The sequence below is a fragment of the Flavobacterium sp. UBA4197 genome (genome assembly GCF_002379575.1).
Classification (GTDB): Bacteria; Bacteroidota; Bacteroidia; order Flavobacteriales; family Flavobacteriaceae; genus Flavobacterium; species Flavobacterium inviolabile.
Genome location: NZ_DFUB01000009.1, coordinates 136605 through 157337 on the forward strand (window position 1 = coordinate 136605; position 20733 = coordinate 157337).

General features: G+C 40.2%; 20 protein-coding genes. 16 read left to right on the forward strand and 4 right to left on the reverse strand.

Going from position 1 to position 20733, the window contains the following annotated elements:
• Positions 1 to 103 precede the first annotated feature (103 nt).
• From B3394_RS05380 to dnaG, 5 genes are all read left to right on the forward strand, one after another.
• Positions 104 to 1084, forward strand: coding sequence for a polyprenyl synthetase family protein (locus tag B3394_RS05380; protein WP_177730034.1), 981 nt, complete (start codon positions 104 to 106; stop codon positions 1082 to 1084).
• Between the two features lie 139 nt (positions 1085 to 1223).
• Positions 1224 to 1784: an RNA polymerase sigma factor gene (locus tag B3394_RS05385; protein ID WP_177730033.1), complete on the forward strand. Its 561-nt coding sequence runs from the start codon at positions 1224 to 1226 to the stop codon at positions 1782 to 1784.
• Positions 1771 to 2457: a hypothetical protein gene (locus tag B3394_RS05390; RefSeq protein WP_286913859.1), complete on the forward strand. Its 687-nt coding sequence runs from the start codon at positions 1771 to 1773 to the stop codon at positions 2455 to 2457. Before B3394_RS05385 ends, B3394_RS05390 begins: the two co-directional genes overlap by 14 nt.
• Before the next feature lie 35 nt (positions 2458 to 2492).
• On the forward strand, positions 2493 to 3551 hold the full coding sequence (locus B3394_RS05395) for a hypothetical protein (RefSeq protein WP_286913861.1): 1059 nt from the start codon (positions 2493 to 2495) through the stop codon (positions 3549 to 3551).
• A gap of 118 nt (positions 3552 to 3669) precedes the next feature.
• Positions 3670 to 5652: a DNA primase gene (dnaG, locus tag B3394_RS05400; RefSeq protein WP_286913862.1), complete on the forward strand. Its 1983-nt coding sequence runs from the start codon at positions 3670 to 3672 to the stop codon at positions 5650 to 5652.
• Here dnaG and B3394_RS05405 read toward each other — a convergent pair.
• Both B3394_RS05405 and nadE read right to left on the reverse strand, forming a co-directional pair.
• Positions 5649 to 6278 (reverse strand): LuxR C-terminal-related transcriptional regulator, encoded by a 630-nt coding sequence (locus B3394_RS05405; RefSeq protein WP_136402182.1) that lies wholly within the window; start codon positions 6276 to 6278, stop codon positions 5649 to 5651. The two genes, dnaG and B3394_RS05405, sit on opposite strands and share 4 nt — an antisense overlap.
• 76 nt (positions 6279 to 6354) lie before the next feature.
• Positions 6355 to 7161 (reverse strand): NAD(+) synthase, encoded by an 807-nt coding sequence (nadE, locus tag B3394_RS05410; protein WP_177730029.1) that lies wholly within the window; start codon positions 7159 to 7161, stop codon positions 6355 to 6357.
• Between the two features lie 165 nt (positions 7162 to 7326).
• On the opposite strand from nadE, the gene gldB reads away from it, so the two are divergent.
• Together gldB and gldC are read left to right on the forward strand one after the other, a co-directional pair.
• The gene (gene gldB, locus B3394_RS05415; protein ID WP_286913870.1) at positions 7327 to 8286 is read left to right on the forward strand and encodes a gliding motility lipoprotein GldB; all 960 of its coding nucleotides are present in this window, start codon (positions 7327 to 7329) and stop codon (positions 8284 to 8286) included.
• Positions 8286 to 8621: a gliding motility protein GldC gene (gene gldC / locus B3394_RS05420; protein ID WP_177730027.1), complete on the forward strand. Its 336-nt coding sequence runs from the start codon at positions 8286 to 8288 to the stop codon at positions 8619 to 8621. Before gldB ends, gldC begins: the two co-directional genes overlap by 1 nt.
• Before the next feature lie 28 nt (positions 8622 to 8649).
• On the opposite strand, the gene yihA is transcribed toward gldC, so the two are convergent.
• Positions 8650 to 9267, reverse strand: a complete 618-nt coding sequence (yihA, locus tag B3394_RS05425) for a ribosome biogenesis GTP-binding protein YihA/YsxC (RefSeq protein WP_177730026.1) — start codon at positions 9265 to 9267, stop codon at positions 8650 to 8652.
• Positions 9268 to 9340: 73 nt separating this feature from the next.
• Positions 9341 to 10105, reverse strand: coding sequence for an alpha/beta fold hydrolase (locus B3394_RS05430; RefSeq protein WP_286913872.1), 765 nt, complete (start codon positions 10103 to 10105; stop codon positions 9341 to 9343).
• Between the two features lie 412 nt (positions 10106 to 10517).
• Here B3394_RS05430 and mraZ point away from each other — a divergent pair, with 412 nt between their 5' ends.
• Genes mraZ through murG form a run of 9 tightly spaced genes read left to right on the forward strand, consistent with a single transcriptional unit; the run spans position 10518 to position 20708 of the window.
• Complete coding sequence (gene mraZ, locus B3394_RS05435) at positions 10518 to 10988, forward strand: division/cell wall cluster transcriptional repressor MraZ (protein ID WP_177730024.1); 471 nt, start codon at positions 10518 to 10520, stop codon at positions 10986 to 10988.
• Positions 10963 to 11871, forward strand: coding sequence for a 16S rRNA (cytosine(1402)-N(4))-methyltransferase RsmH (gene rsmH / locus B3394_RS05440; RefSeq protein WP_177730023.1), 909 nt, complete (start codon positions 10963 to 10965; stop codon positions 11869 to 11871). The genes mraZ and rsmH overlap by 26 nt, the downstream gene beginning before the upstream one ends.
• 24 nt (positions 11872 to 11895) lie before the next feature.
• Positions 11896 to 12240, forward strand: a complete 345-nt coding sequence (locus B3394_RS05445) for an FtsL-like putative cell division protein (RefSeq protein WP_177736106.1) — start codon at positions 11896 to 11898, stop codon at positions 12238 to 12240.
• Positions 12231 to 14231, forward strand: coding sequence for a penicillin-binding protein (locus B3394_RS05450; protein ID WP_177730022.1), 2001 nt, complete (start codon positions 12231 to 12233; stop codon positions 14229 to 14231). The genes B3394_RS05445 and B3394_RS05450 overlap by 10 nt, the downstream gene beginning before the upstream one ends.
• Complete coding sequence (locus B3394_RS05455) at positions 14228 to 15691, forward strand: UDP-N-acetylmuramoyl-L-alanyl-D-glutamate--2,6-diaminopimelate ligase (RefSeq protein ID WP_286913883.1); 1464 nt, start codon at positions 14228 to 14230, stop codon at positions 15689 to 15691. The genes B3394_RS05450 and B3394_RS05455 overlap by 4 nt, the downstream gene beginning before the upstream one ends.
• A 6-nt stretch (positions 15692 to 15697) precedes the next feature.
• Positions 15698 to 16930: a phospho-N-acetylmuramoyl-pentapeptide-transferase gene (gene mraY, locus B3394_RS05460; protein ID WP_273245108.1), complete on the forward strand. Its 1233-nt coding sequence runs from the start codon at positions 15698 to 15700 to the stop codon at positions 16928 to 16930.
• Between the two features lie 2 nt (positions 16931 to 16932).
• The gene (gene murD, locus B3394_RS05465; RefSeq protein WP_286913892.1) at positions 16933 to 18264 is read left to right on the forward strand and encodes a UDP-N-acetylmuramoyl-L-alanine--D-glutamate ligase; all 1332 of its coding nucleotides are present in this window, start codon (positions 16933 to 16935) and stop codon (positions 18262 to 18264) included.
• A 49-nt stretch (positions 18265 to 18313) separates the two neighbouring features.
• Positions 18314 to 19609: an FtsW/RodA/SpoVE family cell cycle protein gene (locus tag B3394_RS05470; RefSeq protein WP_273245109.1), complete on the forward strand. Its 1296-nt coding sequence runs from the start codon at positions 18314 to 18316 to the stop codon at positions 19607 to 19609.
• 4 nt (positions 19610 to 19613) lie between these two features.
• Positions 19614 to 20708, forward strand: coding sequence for an undecaprenyldiphospho-muramoylpentapeptide beta-N-acetylglucosaminyltransferase (murG, locus tag B3394_RS05475; RefSeq protein ID WP_286913894.1), 1095 nt, complete (start codon positions 19614 to 19616; stop codon positions 20706 to 20708).
• Positions 20709 to 20733: the final 25 nt, after the last annotated feature.

The following is a 20733-nucleotide window of genomic DNA, read 5'->3' on the forward strand; positions in this document are numbered from 1 at the left end:
TTTTTAGTTTAGTAGGTAGGCTATTATAAACGGTAAAACAGTTTGGTTTAGTATGTGAATTATGATTTTTTACTTTCCTCTCAAATTGGTATATTTGAAACCAATGAAAATCGTAGAGCAAATAAAGCAGCCCATAGTTAAGGAAATGGAACTTTTTGAAAAGAAGTTCCATGAATCAATGTCATCTAAGGTTGCATTGCTTAACAGGATTACATACTATATCGTTAACCGGAAAGGAAAACAAATGCGTCCGATGTTTGTTTTTCTGACGGCCAAAATGGTTTCCGAAGGAGTGGTAAACGAAAGAACCTACCGCGGAGCGTCGGTTATCGAATTAATCCATACCGCGACTTTGGTACACGATGATGTGGTAGACGACAGTAACCGCCGCAGAGGCTTCTTTTCCATCAATGCCTTATGGAAAAATAAAATTGCCGTTTTGGTAGGCGATTATTTGCTGTCCAAAGGACTTTTGCTGTCAATTGATAATAACGATTTTGATCTGCTGAAAATTATATCGGTTGCCGTTCGTGAAATGAGCGAAGGAGAACTGCTTCAAATTGAAAAGGCAAGACGTCTGGATATTACTGAGGATGTTTACTACGAAATCATCCGCCAGAAAACAGCAACGCTCATCGCAGCCTGCTGTGCATTAGGTGCCTGCGCGGTAAAACCCGAAGATACCGAAGTCGTGGAACGAATGCGGAAATTCGGCGAACTGATCGGAATGGCATTTCAGATTAAAGACGATTTGTTTGACTATACGGATGATGCCATCGGTAAACCTACCGGGATCGATATTAAAGAGCAAAAAATGACATTGCCTTTAATCTATGCTCTGAACAACTGTACTTCCAAAGAAAAAAGCTGGTGTATCAACTCCATTAAAAACCACAACAAGGACAAAAAACGTGTTCGGGAAGTTATTGCATTTGTAAAAGAACGCAACGGACTTGTTTATGCCGAAGGAAAAATGGTCGAATTCCAGCAGGAAGCCCTTCAGCTTCTGGAAAATTTCCCTCCCTCTCCCTATAAAGAGGCACTGATCCTGATGGTTAATTACGTTATTGAAAGAAAAAAATAATTTTTTTTTCGATAATTTTACTGTTGTAATAAATTGTTTTTCAATGCTTTAATTTGAAAAGTGATTTTTTTTACTATGGCAATACAACCATTTTCATACAACGCTCGTCTATACTAATAGAAACATCTGAATAACGATTTTGAAAGTAATCAACTTACATCAGGAAGAAAAGGAGCTTATTGCTTTGGCGGTCGAAAACAATCGGCATGCACAGCATAAGATATACTCCCAGCATGCTCCCAAAATGTTAAGTGTGTGCCGTCAGTACTTAAAAGATGTTCATCAGGCTGAAGATGTCATGATAACCGCTTTTATGAAAGTATTTACCGGCTTAAAGAATTTTGAGCACAAAGGCAGTTTTGAAGGATGGATCAGAAGAATCATGGTGAATGAGTGTATCTCGCACATCAGGGTTCAGAAGCCAATTAAGTTTAGTGAAGAAGAAACCTTTTTAGAAGGGGGATTTAACAATATTGAAAGCCGGTTATCTGTAGAAGATATTCAGTTTTTAATAGATAATTTACCCGATGGCTACAGAATGGTATTCAACCTGTATGCTATTGAAGGGTATAAACACCAGGAAATAGGAAAAATGCTGGGCATAAGTGAAGGAACATCCAAGTCGCAATTATCCCACGCCAGAAAAATGTTGCAGGAACAAATTAACAGACAAAAAAATTATCAGAATGGAACCGAATAAAAGAGAAGAAGATTTCAGGATGAAACTGAACTCCAGAACGCTTCAGCCTTCTGAGACGGCATGGGACAGGCTGGATGCGATGCTTTCGGTAGCCGAGGAGAAAAAACCGAAGCGCCGTTTTACATGGCTGTATATCGCAGCGGCTTTTATCGGGTTTGTATTTGTGGGACTTTTTTTATTTGATCAGCAAAAAAACAATGTTGAGCTAAACGAAAACACCACCACCATAGTAGAAAGCAATCCGGTTCAGGAACAACCTGAAGCCTCAGCGCCGGAAGCAGTGCCGGAAAAGTTACCGGTTTCGGTAACACCGGTAAAAATAAAAGAAGCTGTTGCGATGACGAATACCGGAAAAGCGACCGGAAATCCGGAAATCCGTGTGGAAAAAAACATGGCGAAAGAAAAAATAAATGAAGAAATGATCGCTGTCGTACCTCAGAAAAGTATTCAGAAAAACAGAGTTGCTGTAAATGTGGATGAACTTTTGGCAGCTGTCGATGGCAATCAGCCCAAAAGCGAACTTAAAAAACAGAATGTAACGGTAGATGCCAATTCCCTGCTGTCAACAGTGGAAGGAGAGCTGAACACGACCTATCGTGAAAATACTTTCCAGACCATAAGCAGGAACTTCAAAACCGTAAAATCTGCGGTTGCCAATAGAAATAAAGAGTAAATCAATCAAAAATCGAACAGTTTAAATTTTAAATTATGCAAAAAATTATTTTTTATGTAGTGGTATTGCTATGCCTTGTAGTCACTAAAATACAGGCTCAGGAAACCTTTGAACAGCGTGCTAAAGTGATTGCTGAAAACATTGAGAACATCACAAGAGAAGAAAAGAAAATATTAAAAGACAAGGTGGATGTGATCAATACGCAGCTGGAAAACAAAAGTATTACAAGAGAGGAAGCCGATAAAATGAAAATGGAAGCGGCAACGTTTCATGCGAAAAGAATTGAAGAAAGAGTAGCCTTTGAAGAATCCCGTTTGAATACACTAATCAAGGAAAAAGTAGACGGGAAGATCCAGGAAGCAAGTGCTGATTCTGTGACCAGCAAAAGAGTGAGCATCATAGAAGTGCGCTACAGAAAAGGGAACGGGAACGGAAAAAGAAAAGAAGTGATTGAAAAAAGAACCACGTCACAACTGGTTCTGGCCGGAGGAGTGAATAACCTGGTAACCGGAGGAGCGGTAGCAAATTCAAAATTCAGATACTGGGGTTCACATTTTTACGAATTCGGATTGACATTCAATACCCGTATCATGAAAAATAACAACCTGTTGCATGCAAAATACGGAATGTCTTTAGTGTATAATAACCTGCGTGCGGTAGACAACCAATATTTTGTAAAGAATAATGATCAGACGGAACTGGTTACTTCCACTACCTGGTTAAGCGAATCCCGTTTGCGAAATATCCAGCTGATTTTTCCGGCACATTTGGAATTTGACTTTACCCCTAAAAAAGTAAATGAAAAAGGCGAAACAAGATTCAGAACCCACAGAAGCGGCCGGATCGGAATTGGAGGATATATCGGAGCCAATTTACAAACCCGACAGTTTTTGGAATACCAGCGTGACGGATTTGAAGTGGAAGAAAAACAAAAAAGCAATTTTAACACTAATGGATTTGTGTACGGATTGAGTGCCTATGTGGGATATCGTTCAACAAGTTTGTACCTGAAATACGATTTAAATCCATTATTTAAAAATAATTCTGCCGATCAGAACAATATTTCGCTAGGATTGCGTTTTGATTTAAATTAAAGTTTGGTTAGTTATATACTTTTTTTAGAAGGTGTTCGTTACAGAGCACCTTTTTTATTTCCGGGAATGGATTTTATTTTTGTACAAATCCTATTCCCCTTTGTATCTTTGCCTTCGTATGATTGCACAAAATTCTATAGAAACTGTTTTTGAAACCGCCCGTGTTGAGGAGGTAATCGGTGATTTCGTTCAGCTAAAACGTGCCGGAAGCAACCTCAAGGGGTTGAGCCCGTTTGTTGATGAAAAATCCCCTTCGTTCATGGTGTCGCCGGTAAAACAGATCTGGAAGGATTTTAGCTCCGGAAAAGGAGGGAATGTGGTTACTTTCCTGATGGAACACGAACATTTTTCCTATCCGGAAGCCATTCGCTACCTGGCGAAAAAGTACAATATTGAGCTGGAAGAAACGGAGCAGTCGCAGGAGGACAAACAGGAAGCGAATGAAAAGGAAAGCATGTACCTCGTGTCGGAGTTTGCCCAAAAGTACTTTCATAACGTGCTGCTCAATTCGGAAGAAGGTAAGGCTATCGGTTATTCGTATTTTAAAGAAAGAGGATTCTCCGGTGAAACCATTAAAAAATTCGGACTGGGCTATTCTCCGGAATCCTGGGATGCTTTTACCAAAGAGGCTTTAGGGAAAGGTTATAAGCTCGAATACATGGATAAAACCGGATTGACCATCGTTAAGGAAGATAAGCAATTTGACCGCTTTAAAGGGCGTGTAATGTTCCCGATCCAGAGTATGTCCGGAAGAGTTTTAGGCTTTGGCGGACGTATACTGACGAATGATAAAAAAGCAGCCAAATATTTAAACTCGCCCGAAAGTGAGATTTACCATAAAAGCAAGGTTCTTTACGGAATATACCATGCAAAACAGGCTATCGCCAAATTAGACAATTGCTATTTGGTGGAAGGCTATACGGATGTGATCCAGTTTAACCAATCCGGAATTGAAAACGTTGTAGCGTCATCCGGAACCGCTTTAACGGCAGATCAGATTCGTCTGGTTAACCGGCTGACAAAGAATATTACGGTGCTTTTTGACGGCGATGCAGCCGGTTTGCGGGCTTCAATCCGCGGGGTAGACCTTATCCTGGAAGCGGGGATGAATGTAAAAGTATGTTCTTTTCCTGACGGGGAAGACCCGGATAGTTTTGCAAAGAAAACACCTTATGAAGAACTGGTGCAATATCTGGAAGCCAACGCCAAGGATTTTATACAGTTCAAAGCTTCCCTGTTAATGAAGGAAGCAAACAACGATCCGATTAAAAAAGCCGATCTGATCCGGGATATGGTCAACAGTATTTCCAAAATTCCGGACAGGATTAAACGGGAAATATACATCCAGGAATGTTCCCGTATTATGGATATTTCAGAACAGGTGCTAGTTAACACGTTGGCACAGCTGGTGCAGAAAGATATCACGGATGCCGGTAAAAAACAAAAGCAGGAACAGCAGAAAGCTTCTTTTGAAGTTGTCCGCAATGAAGAAACGGAAGCGGTTTCCAAAATTGATATTCTGTATGAACTGGAACGTAAAATAATTGAAATCCTGTTGCTTTACGGCAGTGCTGTAGAAGAATTTGAAGATGTCTTGCTAAAAGCGAATGAAGAAGGAGAAATGCTTGAAGTCAGCGAAAACAATAGCTATAAAGTTTACCAGCGCATTTATATGAGTTTGCAGGAAGATGAGGTCGAGCTGGCCAATGAATCTTTCCGGGCTATTTATAACAACCTGATCAACTATTACCATCAGAATGAGAAATTCGAAATAGAGCAGTATTTGATGCGTCTGGAGCCGGAACTGGCAAGGGAGGTAACGAATATCCTTATGGAGGAGGAGCGCGAGTCGCTGCACAACTGGGAAGTGCAGCAAATCATAGTCAAACAAAAAAACCAAACGATAAGTCAATACGTTTCCGAAACAATACTGACTTTACGTTGGTTTCTTGTTGATCGAATCATTAATGAACTTAAGAACTCAATAAGTCCGGAACCTTCAGTAGACAATTCCGAAATCTTAATGATGGCTGTTGATTATCACAAGCTGATTAATTCTTTTTCAAAAAAATTAGGCCGTGTGATGTCGCGTTACAGCTAAACGATTTCCAGTGTTTTGGCTTTGTTAACCAGGTCAACCAGGTTAGTAACATGAAGTTTTGTCAGCAAACGCAACTTGTAAGTACTAATCGTTTTTTCATTCAGGTTCAGTAATTTGGCAATCTCTTTGTTTTTCTTTCCATCGCTTAAGTAGCGTAGCACTTCAATTTCACGAGAAGACAATTTGCGGTACAGTCTGTCAGTTTTACGTCCTTTATTTAATAAAGCTAAGTTTTTCCTTACAGCCTCGCTAAAAATTATATTTCCGACAAAAACACTTTTTATGGCAAACTCCAGCTCCTCTAATTTCGAGTTTTTATGCATATAAGCGGATACTCCTGCTTTTAATGCATTGGGTGCATAAATTTGTTCAGCTAAGTTTGTGAAAATAACAATCTTCGTGTTTGGATATTCCTTAGTTAAGGTTTTCACAGTACTGATACTGGTTAAACCATCCAGCTCCAAATCCAAAACAACAACATCTACGTTTTTTTTCCGTAGTAATTCTTCCAGGCCGTATAAATTACTAACAACTCCGACAAAATTGATCTCCGAATTATCCTTGAAAAAGGACTTCACCCCATATTGAACGACGGGGTGATTATCTGCTAAACAAACTTTTATCATTTCAATAGGTTTTTAATAGTAATTATCTGTAAAGTTACTAAAAAAATATAAACTATTGATAATCAGTGAAAGAAATTTATTTCAAATCTTTTGGGATCAGACAAACCGGTATTGGGTTCATTTTGTGTTGGTTAGCAGCGTTTAATTTACGGTAAATATTGAAGACTTCCAGTGCTCTGCCCTCAAAATCATTTGCTGTCCGGCCATTTTCGTATGCAAGCATAGCAAATTCCAGTTCGTCATAGCTCGCACCCAGCTGATCCTCATCACTTCTGTCGTCTCCAAACAAACCGTCTGTAGGTTTTGCCGTAATAATGCTTTCGGGAACATCCAGATAAGCGGCAAGCAGGCGGACTTCCGATTTCATTAAATCGGCAATCGGGCTGAGATCGACACCGCCATCACCGTATTTGGTGTAAAAGCCTACGCCGAAGTCTTCTACTTTATTGCCTGTTCCGGCAACAAGGGCGCTGTTTAAGCCGGCAAAATAATACAGGGTAGTCATTCGTAGCCGGGCGCGGGTATTGGCCAGTGTGAGGTTTAAAATCGCTTCATCGTCCGAAGAAGGAACCATCGCCTTAAAAGTTTCAAAAGCCGGAGTTAGATCGGCCAGAGCGCTGCTCACATTGGCAAAGCGGGATTGCAGCTGCGCAATATGCTCTTTTCCTCTGGAAACCTGGCTCGGAGCCTGGTGTATCGGCATTTCCACACATAAAGTAGGCAGTCCGGTTTGCGCACACAGCGTTGAGGTTACGGCAGAATCGATACCGCCGGAAATCCCCACAACAAAACCTTTTACTTTTGCGTTAGTGGCATAATGCAATAACCAGTTTACAATATGGGCGTTAATTTTTTCGATTTGGATTGTGTTCGAATTAACCATGATAAATTATGAAGATTTTATAAAACCGTAGTGTATATTTGCAAAAATTATTTTGGATAAAAATAGAAAATTTTAGCTAACAAATTTGGAGTCGCTTCTATTTTAAAATAGACCATCGGTTCGCAGGAACAATTGGATGTGCAGCGATTAAAACAAATGAACGATATGAAAAAATATTTACTTGGAATAGCAGCTGTTTTCGTGTTGTTTTCATGCAAAAAAGAAGATAAGGTTGCAGAAGCTGTCGCGGCAATACCGGTGAAAGTGGAAATTGAACGCTTTGATAAAGTATTTTATGAATCGCCGGTAACGGACTTTCCTAAAATTAAAAAAGAGTTCTCATATTTCTTCCCTGCGGGTAATCCGGATACGGTATGGATCAATAAAATGCAGGACCCGCTTTACCGGGAACTGTATGGCGAGGTGAAAAAGAAATACCCGAATAACGATGCTTTTGAAGGTGATCTGGTAGCGCTCTTCAAACACATTCAATACTATTTCCCGGAATATAAAACGCCAAAAGTAGTAACGCTGGTTTCGGAAATGGACTATGAGAACAAAGCGATTTTTGCCGATAGCCTGGTGATTATTTCACTGGATATGTATTTGGGAAAAACGAACAGATTATATGAATTTCCGGAATATTACAAGCAGAATTTCGAGTCTTCCCAAATGATGCCGGATATTGTGGCCAGTTTTGCAGCCGGAAAAATAAGTGCCCCGAAAGACCGCACCTTATTGTCGCAGATGATTTATTTCGGAAAAGAATTATACCTGAAAGATTTATTATTGCCGGATGATTCCGATGCTGTTAAAATAGCCTATACCGAAGATCAGTTAAAATGGTGTCAGGAAAACGAATCGGAAATGTGGAAGTTTTTTGTCAATGAGAAAATACTCTATGATACGAACCCGAAGCTGATGCAGCGTTTTATATCGACGGCTCCTTTTTCAAAATTCTATCTTGAAATTGATGCCGAATCGCCGGGTAGAGTAGGTACCTGGATAGGCTGGCAGATTGTCCGGTCGTATATGAAAAACAACCCGAATGTGAATGTACAGCAGTTGCTGGTTACCGATGCCAAAGAAATATTTGATAACTCAAAATACAAACCTAAAAAATAATGTCAAAGACTATTACATCTGAAATAAAATTCCTTGTTGAACTGGATGAAAACAGAGTTCCTGAGAAATTGAGCTGGACAGCGCAGGACGGCGGAGTGAATGCAGAAGAAGCGAAAGCAATGTTGTTGTCAATCTGGGATAGTAAAGCTCAGGAAACCCTGCGTATTGATTTGTGGACCAAGGATATGCCGGTAGATGAGATGAAAGTATTCTTTCATCAGACCTTAGTGGCTATGGCGGATACTTTTTACCGCGCTACGGACGACGAGAAAATGACGGCAACCATGAAAGATTTCTGTGATTATTTTGCAGAGAAACTGGAATTGAAAAAATAAAAAAGAGCGGTTATAAACCGCTCTTTTTTTATAGATTGTTATTCTTGAAAATACCGTCGTTCACTTCGTCAATAAAAGCTAGCAGCTGCTCTCTTCCGGTCGCTTCCAGGGAGGACGTTACAAAATGCTGCGGCATTTCTTCCCAGTTGTTGGCTAATAACTGCTTTCGGTAAGCGGCAATATTCTGCTCTACTTTTCCTTTGCTTATTTTGTCGGCCTTTGTAAAAATAATACAGAACGGCACTTCAATTTCACCTAAGTAATTGATGAATTCCAGGTCGATTTTTTGCGCTTCCAGCCGGATATCGATCAATACAAAAGCACAAACCAGCTGTTCTCTTTTTTCGAAATAATCGGTAATGAACTTCTGGAAAATTTCTTTGGTTTTCTTGGATACACGTGCATAACCATAACCCGGTAAATCCACTAAAAACCAATTGCTGTTAATTTTAAAGTGATTGATTAATTGCGTTTTTCCAGGTCTTCCCGATGTTTTTGCTAAATTCTTGTGATTGGTCAGCATGTTAATCAGGGAAGATTTGCCCACATTGGAACGGCCGATGAAGGCATATTCCGGTAAAGGATCTTTAGGGCATTTGCTCACCTCGGAATTACTGATTATAAATTCGGCGGTATTGATTTTCATTGTATCCGGGATTTCAGTGTTTGTAAAAATAGAATTCGGTACTGTTTTTTTACAAAAGTACCGAATATATAAGTTATAAATTTGCTTTTTTCAGCCATTCCAGCATCAGGCGGTTAAACTCATCGGGATGCTCCATCATGGCGGCGTGTCCGCATTCGTTTATCCAGTAAAGATCGGAATTGGGCAAAAGCTTGTTGAACTCTTCTGCAACATCCGGCGGTGTAACTTTATCGTTTTTTCCCCAGATAATACAGGTTGGTGTTATCATTTTTGGTAAATCCTTTGCCATGTTGTGACGAATGGCACTTTTGGCAATAGCTAACGTTTTTAACAGTTTCATGCGGTCGTTTACCGTGGCATAAACATCGTCAACAATTTCTTTAGTAGCTACTTTAGGATCAAAGAAAACGTCTTCTGCTTTTTTTCGGATATATTCGTAGTCGCCTCTTTTCGGGTAACTTTCACCCATGGCGCTTTCATAAAGACCGGAACTTCCGGTAATGACCAGACCGGCCATTTTTTCCGGATACATTTTAGTGTGGTACAGGGCAATATGACCGCCAAGAGAATTTCCAAGCAGTATTACCTTGTCGTAACCTTTATACGTGATAAAGTCTTTTACAAACTTTGAAAAAGCCTTTACATTGGTTTTTAAAATGTTGTTGGTGTAAAGCGGCAATTCAGGGATTACAACTTTGTACCCGTATTGCGGGAAAAAATTTGCAACTCCGTCGAAATTGCTCAATCCTCCCATAAGTCCGTGTAAAATAATGATAGGCGTTCCTTCTCCTGCTTCAAAATAAGAGTATTTGCCTTCTTTTTTTAACGTGTGCTCCATGTATTATGATACGGTTTCAAATTCTCACAAAGATAGGACTTTCTCCATAAATACGAAGTTTTGAAATGTAAAATCGAAAATACTTTCCGTTTAATTTTAAGTAAATTCCTATTTCGGTTATAAAGTGCTAATTATCAGTTGTTTTAAAGTGAAAATAATCGTGCCGGGACGGCTTTTTATTTTTTTGGTATTTATTGAAAATAAATTGCGAAAAGCCTCTTTTTTTGAGGATATTATTGTGTTTGATTGAAAACAGTGAAATATTGCTAATTGTTCGAAATGAGAAGATTAGATAGTTTTCCTACATTTTGACTTTTGAGTGGAAAAACTTATCAACAAAGTGGGTGTTTGTGGTAAAAAGTGGTAAAAAAATCTGTACTTTTGCTATAAATCAAATCAAAATCGCCGGATCTTGACAAACATTATCGGGACATATGAGTGTAAAATAGATTCAAAAGGAAGGCTTATGGTGCCTGCGCCTTTAAAGAAGCAATTGCCTTCTTTAGAGGCTGGATTTGTTCTAAAACGCTCTGTTTTTGATCAGTGTGTCGAGTTGTGGCCAAAATCGGAATGGGATTTAATGATGGTGAAAATCAACAAGCTAAACCGCTTTGTGAAAAAGAATAACGACTTTATCCGAAAGTTTATGGCTGGTGTGAAAATGGTGGAAATTGATGATGCCGGGAGATTATTGATTACAAAAGATTTGATTGAATATGCTGGGATTTCGAAAGATTTGGTTTTGACCTCAAAGGTAAATATCATTGAGATTTGGGACAAGGATTTGTATGAAAAATCAATTTCAGGAGATGATATGGATTTTGCAGATTTAGCAGAGGAAGTAATGGGTAATTTAAATGACGACGACAATGGAATATCATAATCCGGTATTATTAAAAGAAACAGTTGATGGTTTGAATATAAAACCGGACGGTATTTATGTGGATGTAACGTTTGGCGGCGGCGGGCATTCGAGAGAGATCATGAGCCGTTTGGGGCCTGGCGGAAAGCTGTTTGCTTTCGATCAGGATCAGGATGCGCTGGCAAATGCAATCGATGACGCACGTTTTACCTTAATAAATGAAAATTTCCGGTTCATTAAAAGATTTCTGCGCTTTCACAATGTAAAACAGGTGGACGGGATTCTGGGAGATCTTGGTGTTTCTTCACACCAGTTTGATGTGGCAGAAAGAGGATTTTCGACCCGTTTTGATGCAGAGCTGGATATGCGAATGGATCAAAAAGGATCGGTGAGTGCCTATAATGTGGTAAACGAATATGATGAAGCAGACCTGAGAAGAGTATTCTTTGATTATGGAGAACTTAAAAATGCAGGAGCACTGGCGAATACTATCGTTACAGCAAGAAAAGAAAAACCGATAAAAAATACCGAGCAGCTTAAACAGGTGTTGAGCCGTTTTTTGCCGGCTCATAAAAGTAATAAGATACTGGCACAGATTTACCAGGCAATCCGGATTGAGGTAAACCAGGAAATGGATGTGCTGAAAGAATTTTTAGAGCAGTCATTGGAGATTCTGAACCCGGAAGGACGTTTGAGTGTGATTTCATACCACTCTTTGGAAGACAGGCTGGTAAAACGTTTTATGAAAAACGGCATGTTTGAAGGAGAGCCGGAACGTGATTTTTTCGGACGTTTTGAAGTGCCTTTTAAACTAATAGGAAAACTGATTGTTCCAACGGATACGGAAATCGCAATTAATAACAGAGCCAGAAGCGCGAAGTTGCGCATCGCAGAAAAACGATAATATAAAGAAGTAGCCATGGCAATGATGAAAGAAGGGGTATATAGTCTGTTAAAAGCAAAGTTCCTGATCAGTGACGATGCTTTAAAAAACTGGCGGTTTATTGTTTTCCTGATTTTACTGGCGATGATAATGATTGCAAATTCACACCGGTACGAACAGAAAACATTCCAGATCACAGAGCTTACCAGTGAAGTGAAAGAGCTGCGGTCGGAATTTGTAGACAGGAGATCGGAGCTGATGGAGCTGAAAATGGAATCTACGATATCGGCAAAAATGGAAGAAAAGGAAATTTTTCCCTCGTCGGTTCCGCCAAAGAAGATAAAGGTTAAAGAAGAAGAAAAGAATATTCTGAAAAAAATATGGCAGTAGAAGATAAAAATATCTCTTACAGAATTTACATTGTAGCCTTCGCGATTTTCGTGATGGCTATTTTCGTTGCTATAAAACTCACCAATATTCAATGGGTGGAAGGAGAATATTACCGCAAACTGGCGAAAGAACGTACGGTAAGAAACTTTGTAATCCCGGCTAATAAAGGAAATGTATATTCTGCAGACGGAAGCTTGCTGGCTACCTCCATCCCGAATTATACCGTTCGTTTTGATGCTGTAGCTTCTAAAAAAGAAGACTTTGAAAAAAATGTAAAACCGCTTGCCGATTCGCTTTCCGAACTGCTGGGGAAATCATCAGGTTATTTCCAGACGGAGCTGAGAAGAGCAAGAGCCAATAAAAACCGCTACTACCTGCTTGCCCGTAAGCTGAGCTATACGCAATACATGAGAATGAAAAGTTTTCCGCTTTTCAATCTGGGAGCTTACAAAGGCGGGATGATCACCGAACAAAAAACCGTTCGTGAGCATCCTATCGGGAAAATTGCAGAACGAACAATCGGATACGAACGTCAGAGTGAAGGCGGACAAGAGACCAGAGTAGGGATCGAAGGCGCTTTCGGAGCGTATCTGAACGGAAAAGACGGACAGCGATTGATGCAGAAAATTGCCAAAAATCAATGGAAACCGATTAGTGATAACAACGAAGTGGAGCCAAGAGACGGTTACGACATTATCTCAACGATAGATGTGTACATCCAGGATATTGCCCACCACGCACTGCTGAAACAACTGGAGCTTTATGAAGCCGATCACGGTTGTGTAGTGGTAATGGAAACGACTACCGGCGAAATAAAAGCAATTTCCAATTTGGGACGCACCAGCGATGGCGGCTATTATGAAACCATCAATTATGCCGTTGCCGAATCGCATGAACCGGGTTCGACCTTTAAGCTGGTTGACTTAATTGCCTTACTGGACGATAGAAAAATTGATACCAGTAAAGTGTTTGATTCAAAAGGTGGTGATATAACCTATTATAACCGTCATGTCCGCGATTCTAAAAAAGGCGGATACGGAAAAATATCACTGGCAAGAGGATTTGAAGTTTCGTCGAATACCGTGATGGTACAGGCAGTATATGATAACTATAAAGACAACCCGAGACAGTTTGTAAACAGGCTGAATAATCTGGGACTGGACAGACCGTTAGGCCTGCCGTTTAAAGGAGAAGGAAGACCGTTTATTCCGCAGCCGGGAGAAAAAGGATGGTCGGGTGTTGCCTTGCCGTGGATGGCTTTTGGTTATGGGGTTTCGATCACACCATTGCAAACCTTAACCCTGTATAATGCCGTTGCCAATAACGGTGTCATGGTAAAACCACAATTTGTAAGAGAAATAAAAGAATGGAATAAAACCATTAAAAAATTTGATACACAGGTTTTAAACCCGAAAATATGCTCCGATGATGCCTTGAGAAAAGTACAGGCTGTTTTGGCCAATGTGGTTAAAAGAGGAACCGGTTCGAAACTGTATTCCAAAGACTTTTCGATGGCAGGAAAAACCGGAACTGCCCAGGTAGATTATCACAAAGGCGACGGAAAAATGTATTATGCCTCTTCGTTTGCAGGATATTTTCCGGCAGACAATCCGAAATACTCCTGTATCGTGGTGGTACACAAACCAAATACTTCCAAAGGCTTGTATTATGGTGCGGATGTAGCCGGCCCGGTTTTTAAACGAATTGCCCAAAAGATATTTACCGATGTGCCTTCGACCAATGAAGTGAAAAAACTGAACCGTAAAATACTAAACCAGGAGCAGAGTTATGCGGCATATTATGATAAAGTTCAGAACAAACAAACCATCGTTCCGAATGTAAAAGGAATGGCGGGAATGGATGCCGTTGCGCTGTTGGAAAATTTTGGAATGAAAGTGAGAGTAAAAGGAATAGGAAAAGTAAAACAACAGTCCATTTTGCCCGGACAGGCATTTACTAAAAATCAAATTATAACATTAGAATTATCGTGATCGCTTTAAAAGACATATTATACAAAGTAGCCATCGAAGCTGTAAAAGGTACAACCGATATCGCTGTGCATAAAATCGAATTTGATTCCAGAAAAATCGAATCCGGTGATGTTTTTGTTGCGATAAAAGGAACGCTTTCTGACGGTCATGATTATATTGAAAAAGCCTTAAGTCTTGGTGCTAAAGCAGTGATCTGCGAGCATTTTCCGGAAACGGTTGCCGAAGGCATAACCTATGTTCAGGTTCAGGATACCAGTTTAGCCTTAGCTTTTATGAGCGCTAATTTTTATGGCAATCCTTCAGAAAACCTGAAACTCGTTGGCGTAACAGGAACAAACGGTAAAACAACCATTGCTTCCCTGCTATACCAATTGTTTAAAAAAGCAGGTTTTAAAGTAGGATTATTATCCACAGTTAAAATCCTGGTAGATACTAAAGAATACAAAGCAACCCATACAACACCGGATTCCCTGACCATCAATCATTATTTGAATGAAATGGTAAATGAAGGCTGTGATTATTGTTTTATGGAAGTGAGTTCACACGGAATTCACCAGAAAAGAACGGAAGGACTGCATTTTGTTGGCGGTGTTTTTACGAACCTGTCACACGATCACCTGGACTATCACCCAACGTTTGCGGAATACCGCGATGTGAAAAAATCGTTTTTTGACAACCTGCCCAAAACCGCCTTTGCCTTAGTGAACAGCGATGACAAAAACGGCACGGTAATGCTGCAAAACACTAAAGCAAAGAAACTGACCTATGCTTTAAAATCGTATGCCAATTACAGAGCACAGATATTGGAAAACCAATTATCCGGATTGCTGTTAAAAATCAACGAACAGGAAGTGTGGGTACGATTGATCGGCTCTTTCAATGCCTATAACCTGTTGGCGATTTATGGCGTAGCGGTAGAATTAGGATTGGAAAATCAGGAAGTATTGCGCCTGCTGAGTGAATTGGAAAGCGTTTCAGGACGTTTCCAGTTTATTGTTTCCGAAACCAATATCACGGCTATTGTGGATTATGCCCATACGCCGGATGCTTTGGACAATGTATTAAAAACGATAGCCGATATCCGCACCAAAAACGAACAGCTCATTACGGTTGTGGGATGTGGCGGCGACAGGGATACAACAAAAAGACCAATCATGGCCAATATCGCTTCAACCATGAGTGATAAAGCCATTTTTACTTCCGATAATCCAAGAAGCGAAAAACCGGAAGCCATTATTGAAGCCATGGAAAAAGGAGTGGAGCCGCAAAACTTCAAAAAAACACTTTCCATCGTCGATAGAAAACAGGCCATAAAAACCGCCTGTCAGTTAGCGCAGCCAAATGACATCATTTTGATTGCCGGAAAAGGACACGAAACATATCAGGAAATCCAGGGCGTACGTCATGATTTTGATGATATGAAAATTGTAAAAGAATTATTAGAACAACTCAATAAATAATAAGATATGCTGTATTATTTCTTTCAATATTTAGATAAAACCTTAGATATTCCAGGAACTGGAGTTTTCCAGTATATCACATTCCGTTCAGGGTTGGCTATAATTCTTTCACTGATGATCTCGACTATTTTCGGAAAAAGAATCATCAACTTTTTAAGAAAACAACAAATCGGGGAAACCGTTCGTGAACTGGGATTAGAAGGACAAAAAGAAAAAGCAGGAACACCAACAATGGGTGGTCTGATCATTATCATGGCTACGTTGATTCCGGTATTATTGCTGGCAAAACTGGATAATATTTATGTGATGTTGTTAATCGTAACCACTTTATGGATGGGAACCATCGGTTTTGTGGATGATTATATCAAAATATTCAAAAAAGACAAAGAAGGATTAAAAGGGAAATTTAAAGTTATCGGACAGGTTGGATTGGGAATCATTGTAGGTTCTGTATTGTATTTCCACCCGGCAGTTACCGTTAGAACCGATACGGCTACTAAAAATATTTTCAATGTAGGAAGCACTACGGCAACTATAGCGCCGGCTTTGGCAGAAGAAAAATCGACGGCTACAACGATCCCGTTCTTTAAAAATAACGAATTTGATTATGCCGAATTATTAGCATGGACCGGTGATAACTATGAAAGCTATGCCTGGTTGATTTTTATCCCGGTAGTGATCTTTATCATTACAGCAGTATCAAACGGGGCAAACCTGACCGATGGAATCGATGGTTTGGCCGCCGGAACCTCCGCGATATCGGTGCTCACGCTCGGTATTTTTGCATTCGTTTCCGGTAACATCATTTTCTCCAATTACCTGAACATTATGTATATCCCCAATTCGGGAGAAATGACGGTCTATATCTCCGCGTTTGTTGGAGCACTGATCGGGTTTTTGTGGTACAATACCTATCCTGCAACCGTGTTTATGGGAGATACCGGAAGTCTGACCATTGGAGGGATTATCGCAGTATTGGCAATTGCCGTTCGTAAAGAACTGTTGATTCCGGTATTGTGCGGTATATTCTTAGCAGAAAATTTATCAGTAATGCTACAGGTAGCTTACTTTAAATATACAAAAAAGAGATTTGGCGAAGGAAGAAGAATATTCCTCATGTCGCCGTTGCACCATCACTATCAGAAAAAGGGCTATCACGAAAGTAAAATCGTAACCCGTTTCTGGATTGTCGCAATCTTGTTGGCTATTTTCTCATTGGTTTCATTAAAATTAAGATAGGTATGAGGCTGGTAGTATTAGGAGGAGGAGAAAGCGGTGTTGGAACTGCGATCTTAGGAAAGAAAAAAGGATATGAGGTATTCTTATCCGATTTCGGAAAAATCAGGAACAATTATAAAGAAGTACTGATTCTGAATCAGATTCCCTGGGAAGAGCAGATGCACACGGAAGATTTGATCTTAAATGCAGATGTGGTAATGAAAAGTCCCGGTATTCCGGATAAATCGCCCATCGTAAAAGAAATAATGAAAAGAAATATTCCGATTATTTCGGAAATAGAATTTGCCAATCAGTTTACCGATGTCGTAACGGTGGGCATTACCGGAAGCAACGGTAAGACCACGACCACGATGCTCACCCATCATCTGCTGAAACAAGGCGGTTTGAATGTAGGTCTGGCGGGAAACATCGGAAAAAGTTATGCCTGGCAGATCGCCGAAAACAAATTTGAAGCCTACGTACTGGAGTTAAGTAGTTTTCAGCTGGACGGAATCGTGAATTACAGACCGCATATAGCCGTGATCACCAATATAAGTCCGGATCATTTAGACCGGTATAATTATGATTACAACCTGTATATCGAAGCGAAATTCAGAATAACCAAAAACCAGACAGAAGACGATTATCTTATTTATGATGCCGATGATGAAGCAATAACGGACTGGCTTTCCAAAAATGAGATAAGAGCAAAAAAAGTCCCTTTTTCACTGACAAAAATACTGGAAGAAGGCGCCTTTATAAAAGACAATACTATTAACACGAACATTAACAACCAAACATTTATCATGCCTATAAACGAACTATCACTTGAAGGAAAACATAACGTAAAAAACGCAATGGCAGCAACAACAGTAGCGCAATTAATGCGTATCAGAAAGGCAACGATCAGAGAAAGTTTATCCGATTTTCAGGGAGTGGAGCACCGTTTGGAAAAAGTGTTGAAAATTCAGAATGTACAATACATCAACGATTCCAAAGCAACAAATGTAAACGCTACATTTTTTGCTTTAGACAGCATGAATACACCAACGGTTTGGATTGTAGGTGGTGTTGATAAAGGAAACGACTATGCGGAATTAATGCCGCTGGTTCGTGAAAAAGTTAAGGCAATTGTTTGTTTGGGTGTTGACAATTCCAAAATTATTGAAGCATTCAGTAATGTGGTGGATGTGATGGTAGAAACAACAAGCATGACCGAAGCTGTTAAAATAGCACAAAAAATGGCCGAAAAAGGAGATACGGTTTTACTTTCTCCGGCTTGTGCCAGTTTTGACCTGTTTGAAAGCTATGAAGACAGAGGAAAGCAATTTAAAAATGCCGTTCAAAGTCTGTAAGGAATTTAAAATAAAAAACAGATGGGCTGCCATCGTTTAAACATAAAAAATGAAAGCATTATTAACCAATTTAAGAGGCGATAAAGGGATCTGGGCATTCGTGTCCTTATTGGCTTTGTTTTCTTTTATGCCCGTTTTCAGTGCCAGTACGAATCTTGTTTACGTTGTAGGTAAAGGCTCTACTATTGGCTATCTGATGAAACATTTGGTTCATATTTTCATTGGATTTTGCCTGATCTATTTTGTACATAAAACACCCTATCACTATTTTAAAGCCATCTCAAAAGTAGCCTTGCCCATAGTGGTACTGCTGCTGGGCTATACAATGGTGCAGGGAACGACAATCGGGGGTGCAAATGCCAGCCGCTGGATCCAGGTTCCGTTTATCGGGGTGAGTTTTCAAACCTCTGCATTAGCGCTGATTGTACTGATGATTTATGTAGCGCGGTACCTTTCAAAAATTGAAGAAAAAGAATATACATTTCAGTCGTCACTTTTTGAGCTTTGGTTGCCTGTTTTCTCAGTAATAATCTTAATTTTGCCGGCCAATTTTTCCACAGCGGCCTTGATATTTTCAATGGTTTGCATGCTGGTTTTTGTCGGGAAATACCCAATGAAATATTTAGGGGTTATTATAGGAGCAGGATTAGCAGGCTTAATCATGTTCGTGCTGGTTGCAAAAGCCTTCCCGGATGCCATGCCCAATCGTGTGGATACCTGGATGAGCCGTATCGAACGCTTTAGCTCGGACGAGCCGAATGAAGACGATTACCAGATAGAAAAAGCCAAAATTGCAATTGCTTCGGGTAAAATTTACGGTGTTGGTCCCGGTAAAAGTGTTCAGAAAAACTTTTTACCGCAATCTTCTTCCGATTTTATCTTCGCGATTATCGTGGAAGAATACGGTTTGTTAGGCGGATTGGCGATCTTGTTTTTATACCTGATGCTGTTTTTCAGATTCCTGATTACGGCACACAAAGCGCCTACACTGTTTGGAAAACTGCTTATCGTTGGCTTAGGATTTCCAATTGTCTTTCAGGCATTGGTAAATATGGGTGTTGCGGTCGAGCTGTTGCCAACAACAGGACAAACGCTGCCGCTGATCAGTAGCGGGGGTAGTTCCATCTGGATGACCTGTATCGCGATCGGGATTATTCTTAGTGTGACCAAAAAAGAAGAAGAAATTGCGCTGGAAGAAGAAGAAAAGAAACAAAGAGAAGAAGCATTACAACGCATTATTGACAGACAATTAGAAGAAGAAAATAAAGAACCGGCAGCAGTGGAAGACTATTCGATTGAAGATGTAGGAGATAATCCGATGAATGCTGTTCTGAATAAAAAATAATAAAATGAAAGAGAACCCTAAATTCATAATTAGTGGCGGCGGAACCGGAGGACATATCTATCCGGCTATTGCTATTGCCAACGAATTAAAAGTTCGCTTTCCAAAAGCAGAAATCCTTTTTGTTGGTGCTCAGGATAAAATGGAAATGCAAAAGGTGCCGCAGGCCGGTTACCCGATAAAAGGACTTTGGATTGCCGGAATTCAGCGAAAACTGACCTTGCAGAATGCCATGTTTCCATTCAAGCTGATCTCAAGCCTGGCAAAATCCTATGGGATTCTGAAACAATTCAAACCCGATGTTGTCATCGGGACCGGTGGATTTGCCAGCGGAGCCGTTTTGAAAGTGGCTTCCGGTATGGGGATTCCAACCGTTATTCAGGAGCAGAATTCCTATCCGGGAATTACAAACAAGCTGCTGGGTAAAAAAGCAAATGCCATTTGTGTGGCCTATGAAAACCTGGAAGCCTTTTTTCCGAAAGATAAAATGAAGCTAACCGGTAATCCGGTGCGTCAGGATCTGATTTCGGTGGCCTCCAAAAAAGAAGAAGCGATTGCGCACTTTGCGCTGGATGCTCATAAAAAAACACTGCTGGTTTTAGGTGGAAGCTTAGGCGCCTTGAGAATCAACCAGTTAATTGCAAAAGAGCTGGAATGGCTTTTAGCGCAAAACATCCAGATAATCTGGCAATGCGGGAAACTGTATTTTGAAGAATACAAGCATTTTTCCGAAAAAGAGAATGTACAGGTAGTGGCCTTTATTGACCGTATGGATCTGGTATATGCTGCGGCAGATATCGTGATTTCCCGTTCGGGAGCCTCATCGGTATCGGAATTGTGTATCGTTGGGAAACCGGTTGTTTTTATTCCGTCGCCCAATGTAGCCGAAGACCATCAGACCAAGAATGCCAAAGCCATTGTGGATAAAAACGGAGCTTTACTATTGAAAGAATCCGAATTGGAGGAACAGTTTGAAACGGTTTTTAAAAACCTGTTGGACAACGAAGGAATGCGAAACCAGTTGAGTGAAAATATCAAACAACTGGCCTTGCCGGATGCGACGAAGCAAATCGCGGATGAAATTGTAAAATTGATAAAATAAGCCGGGGCGGGTAACGGCCGGGCAA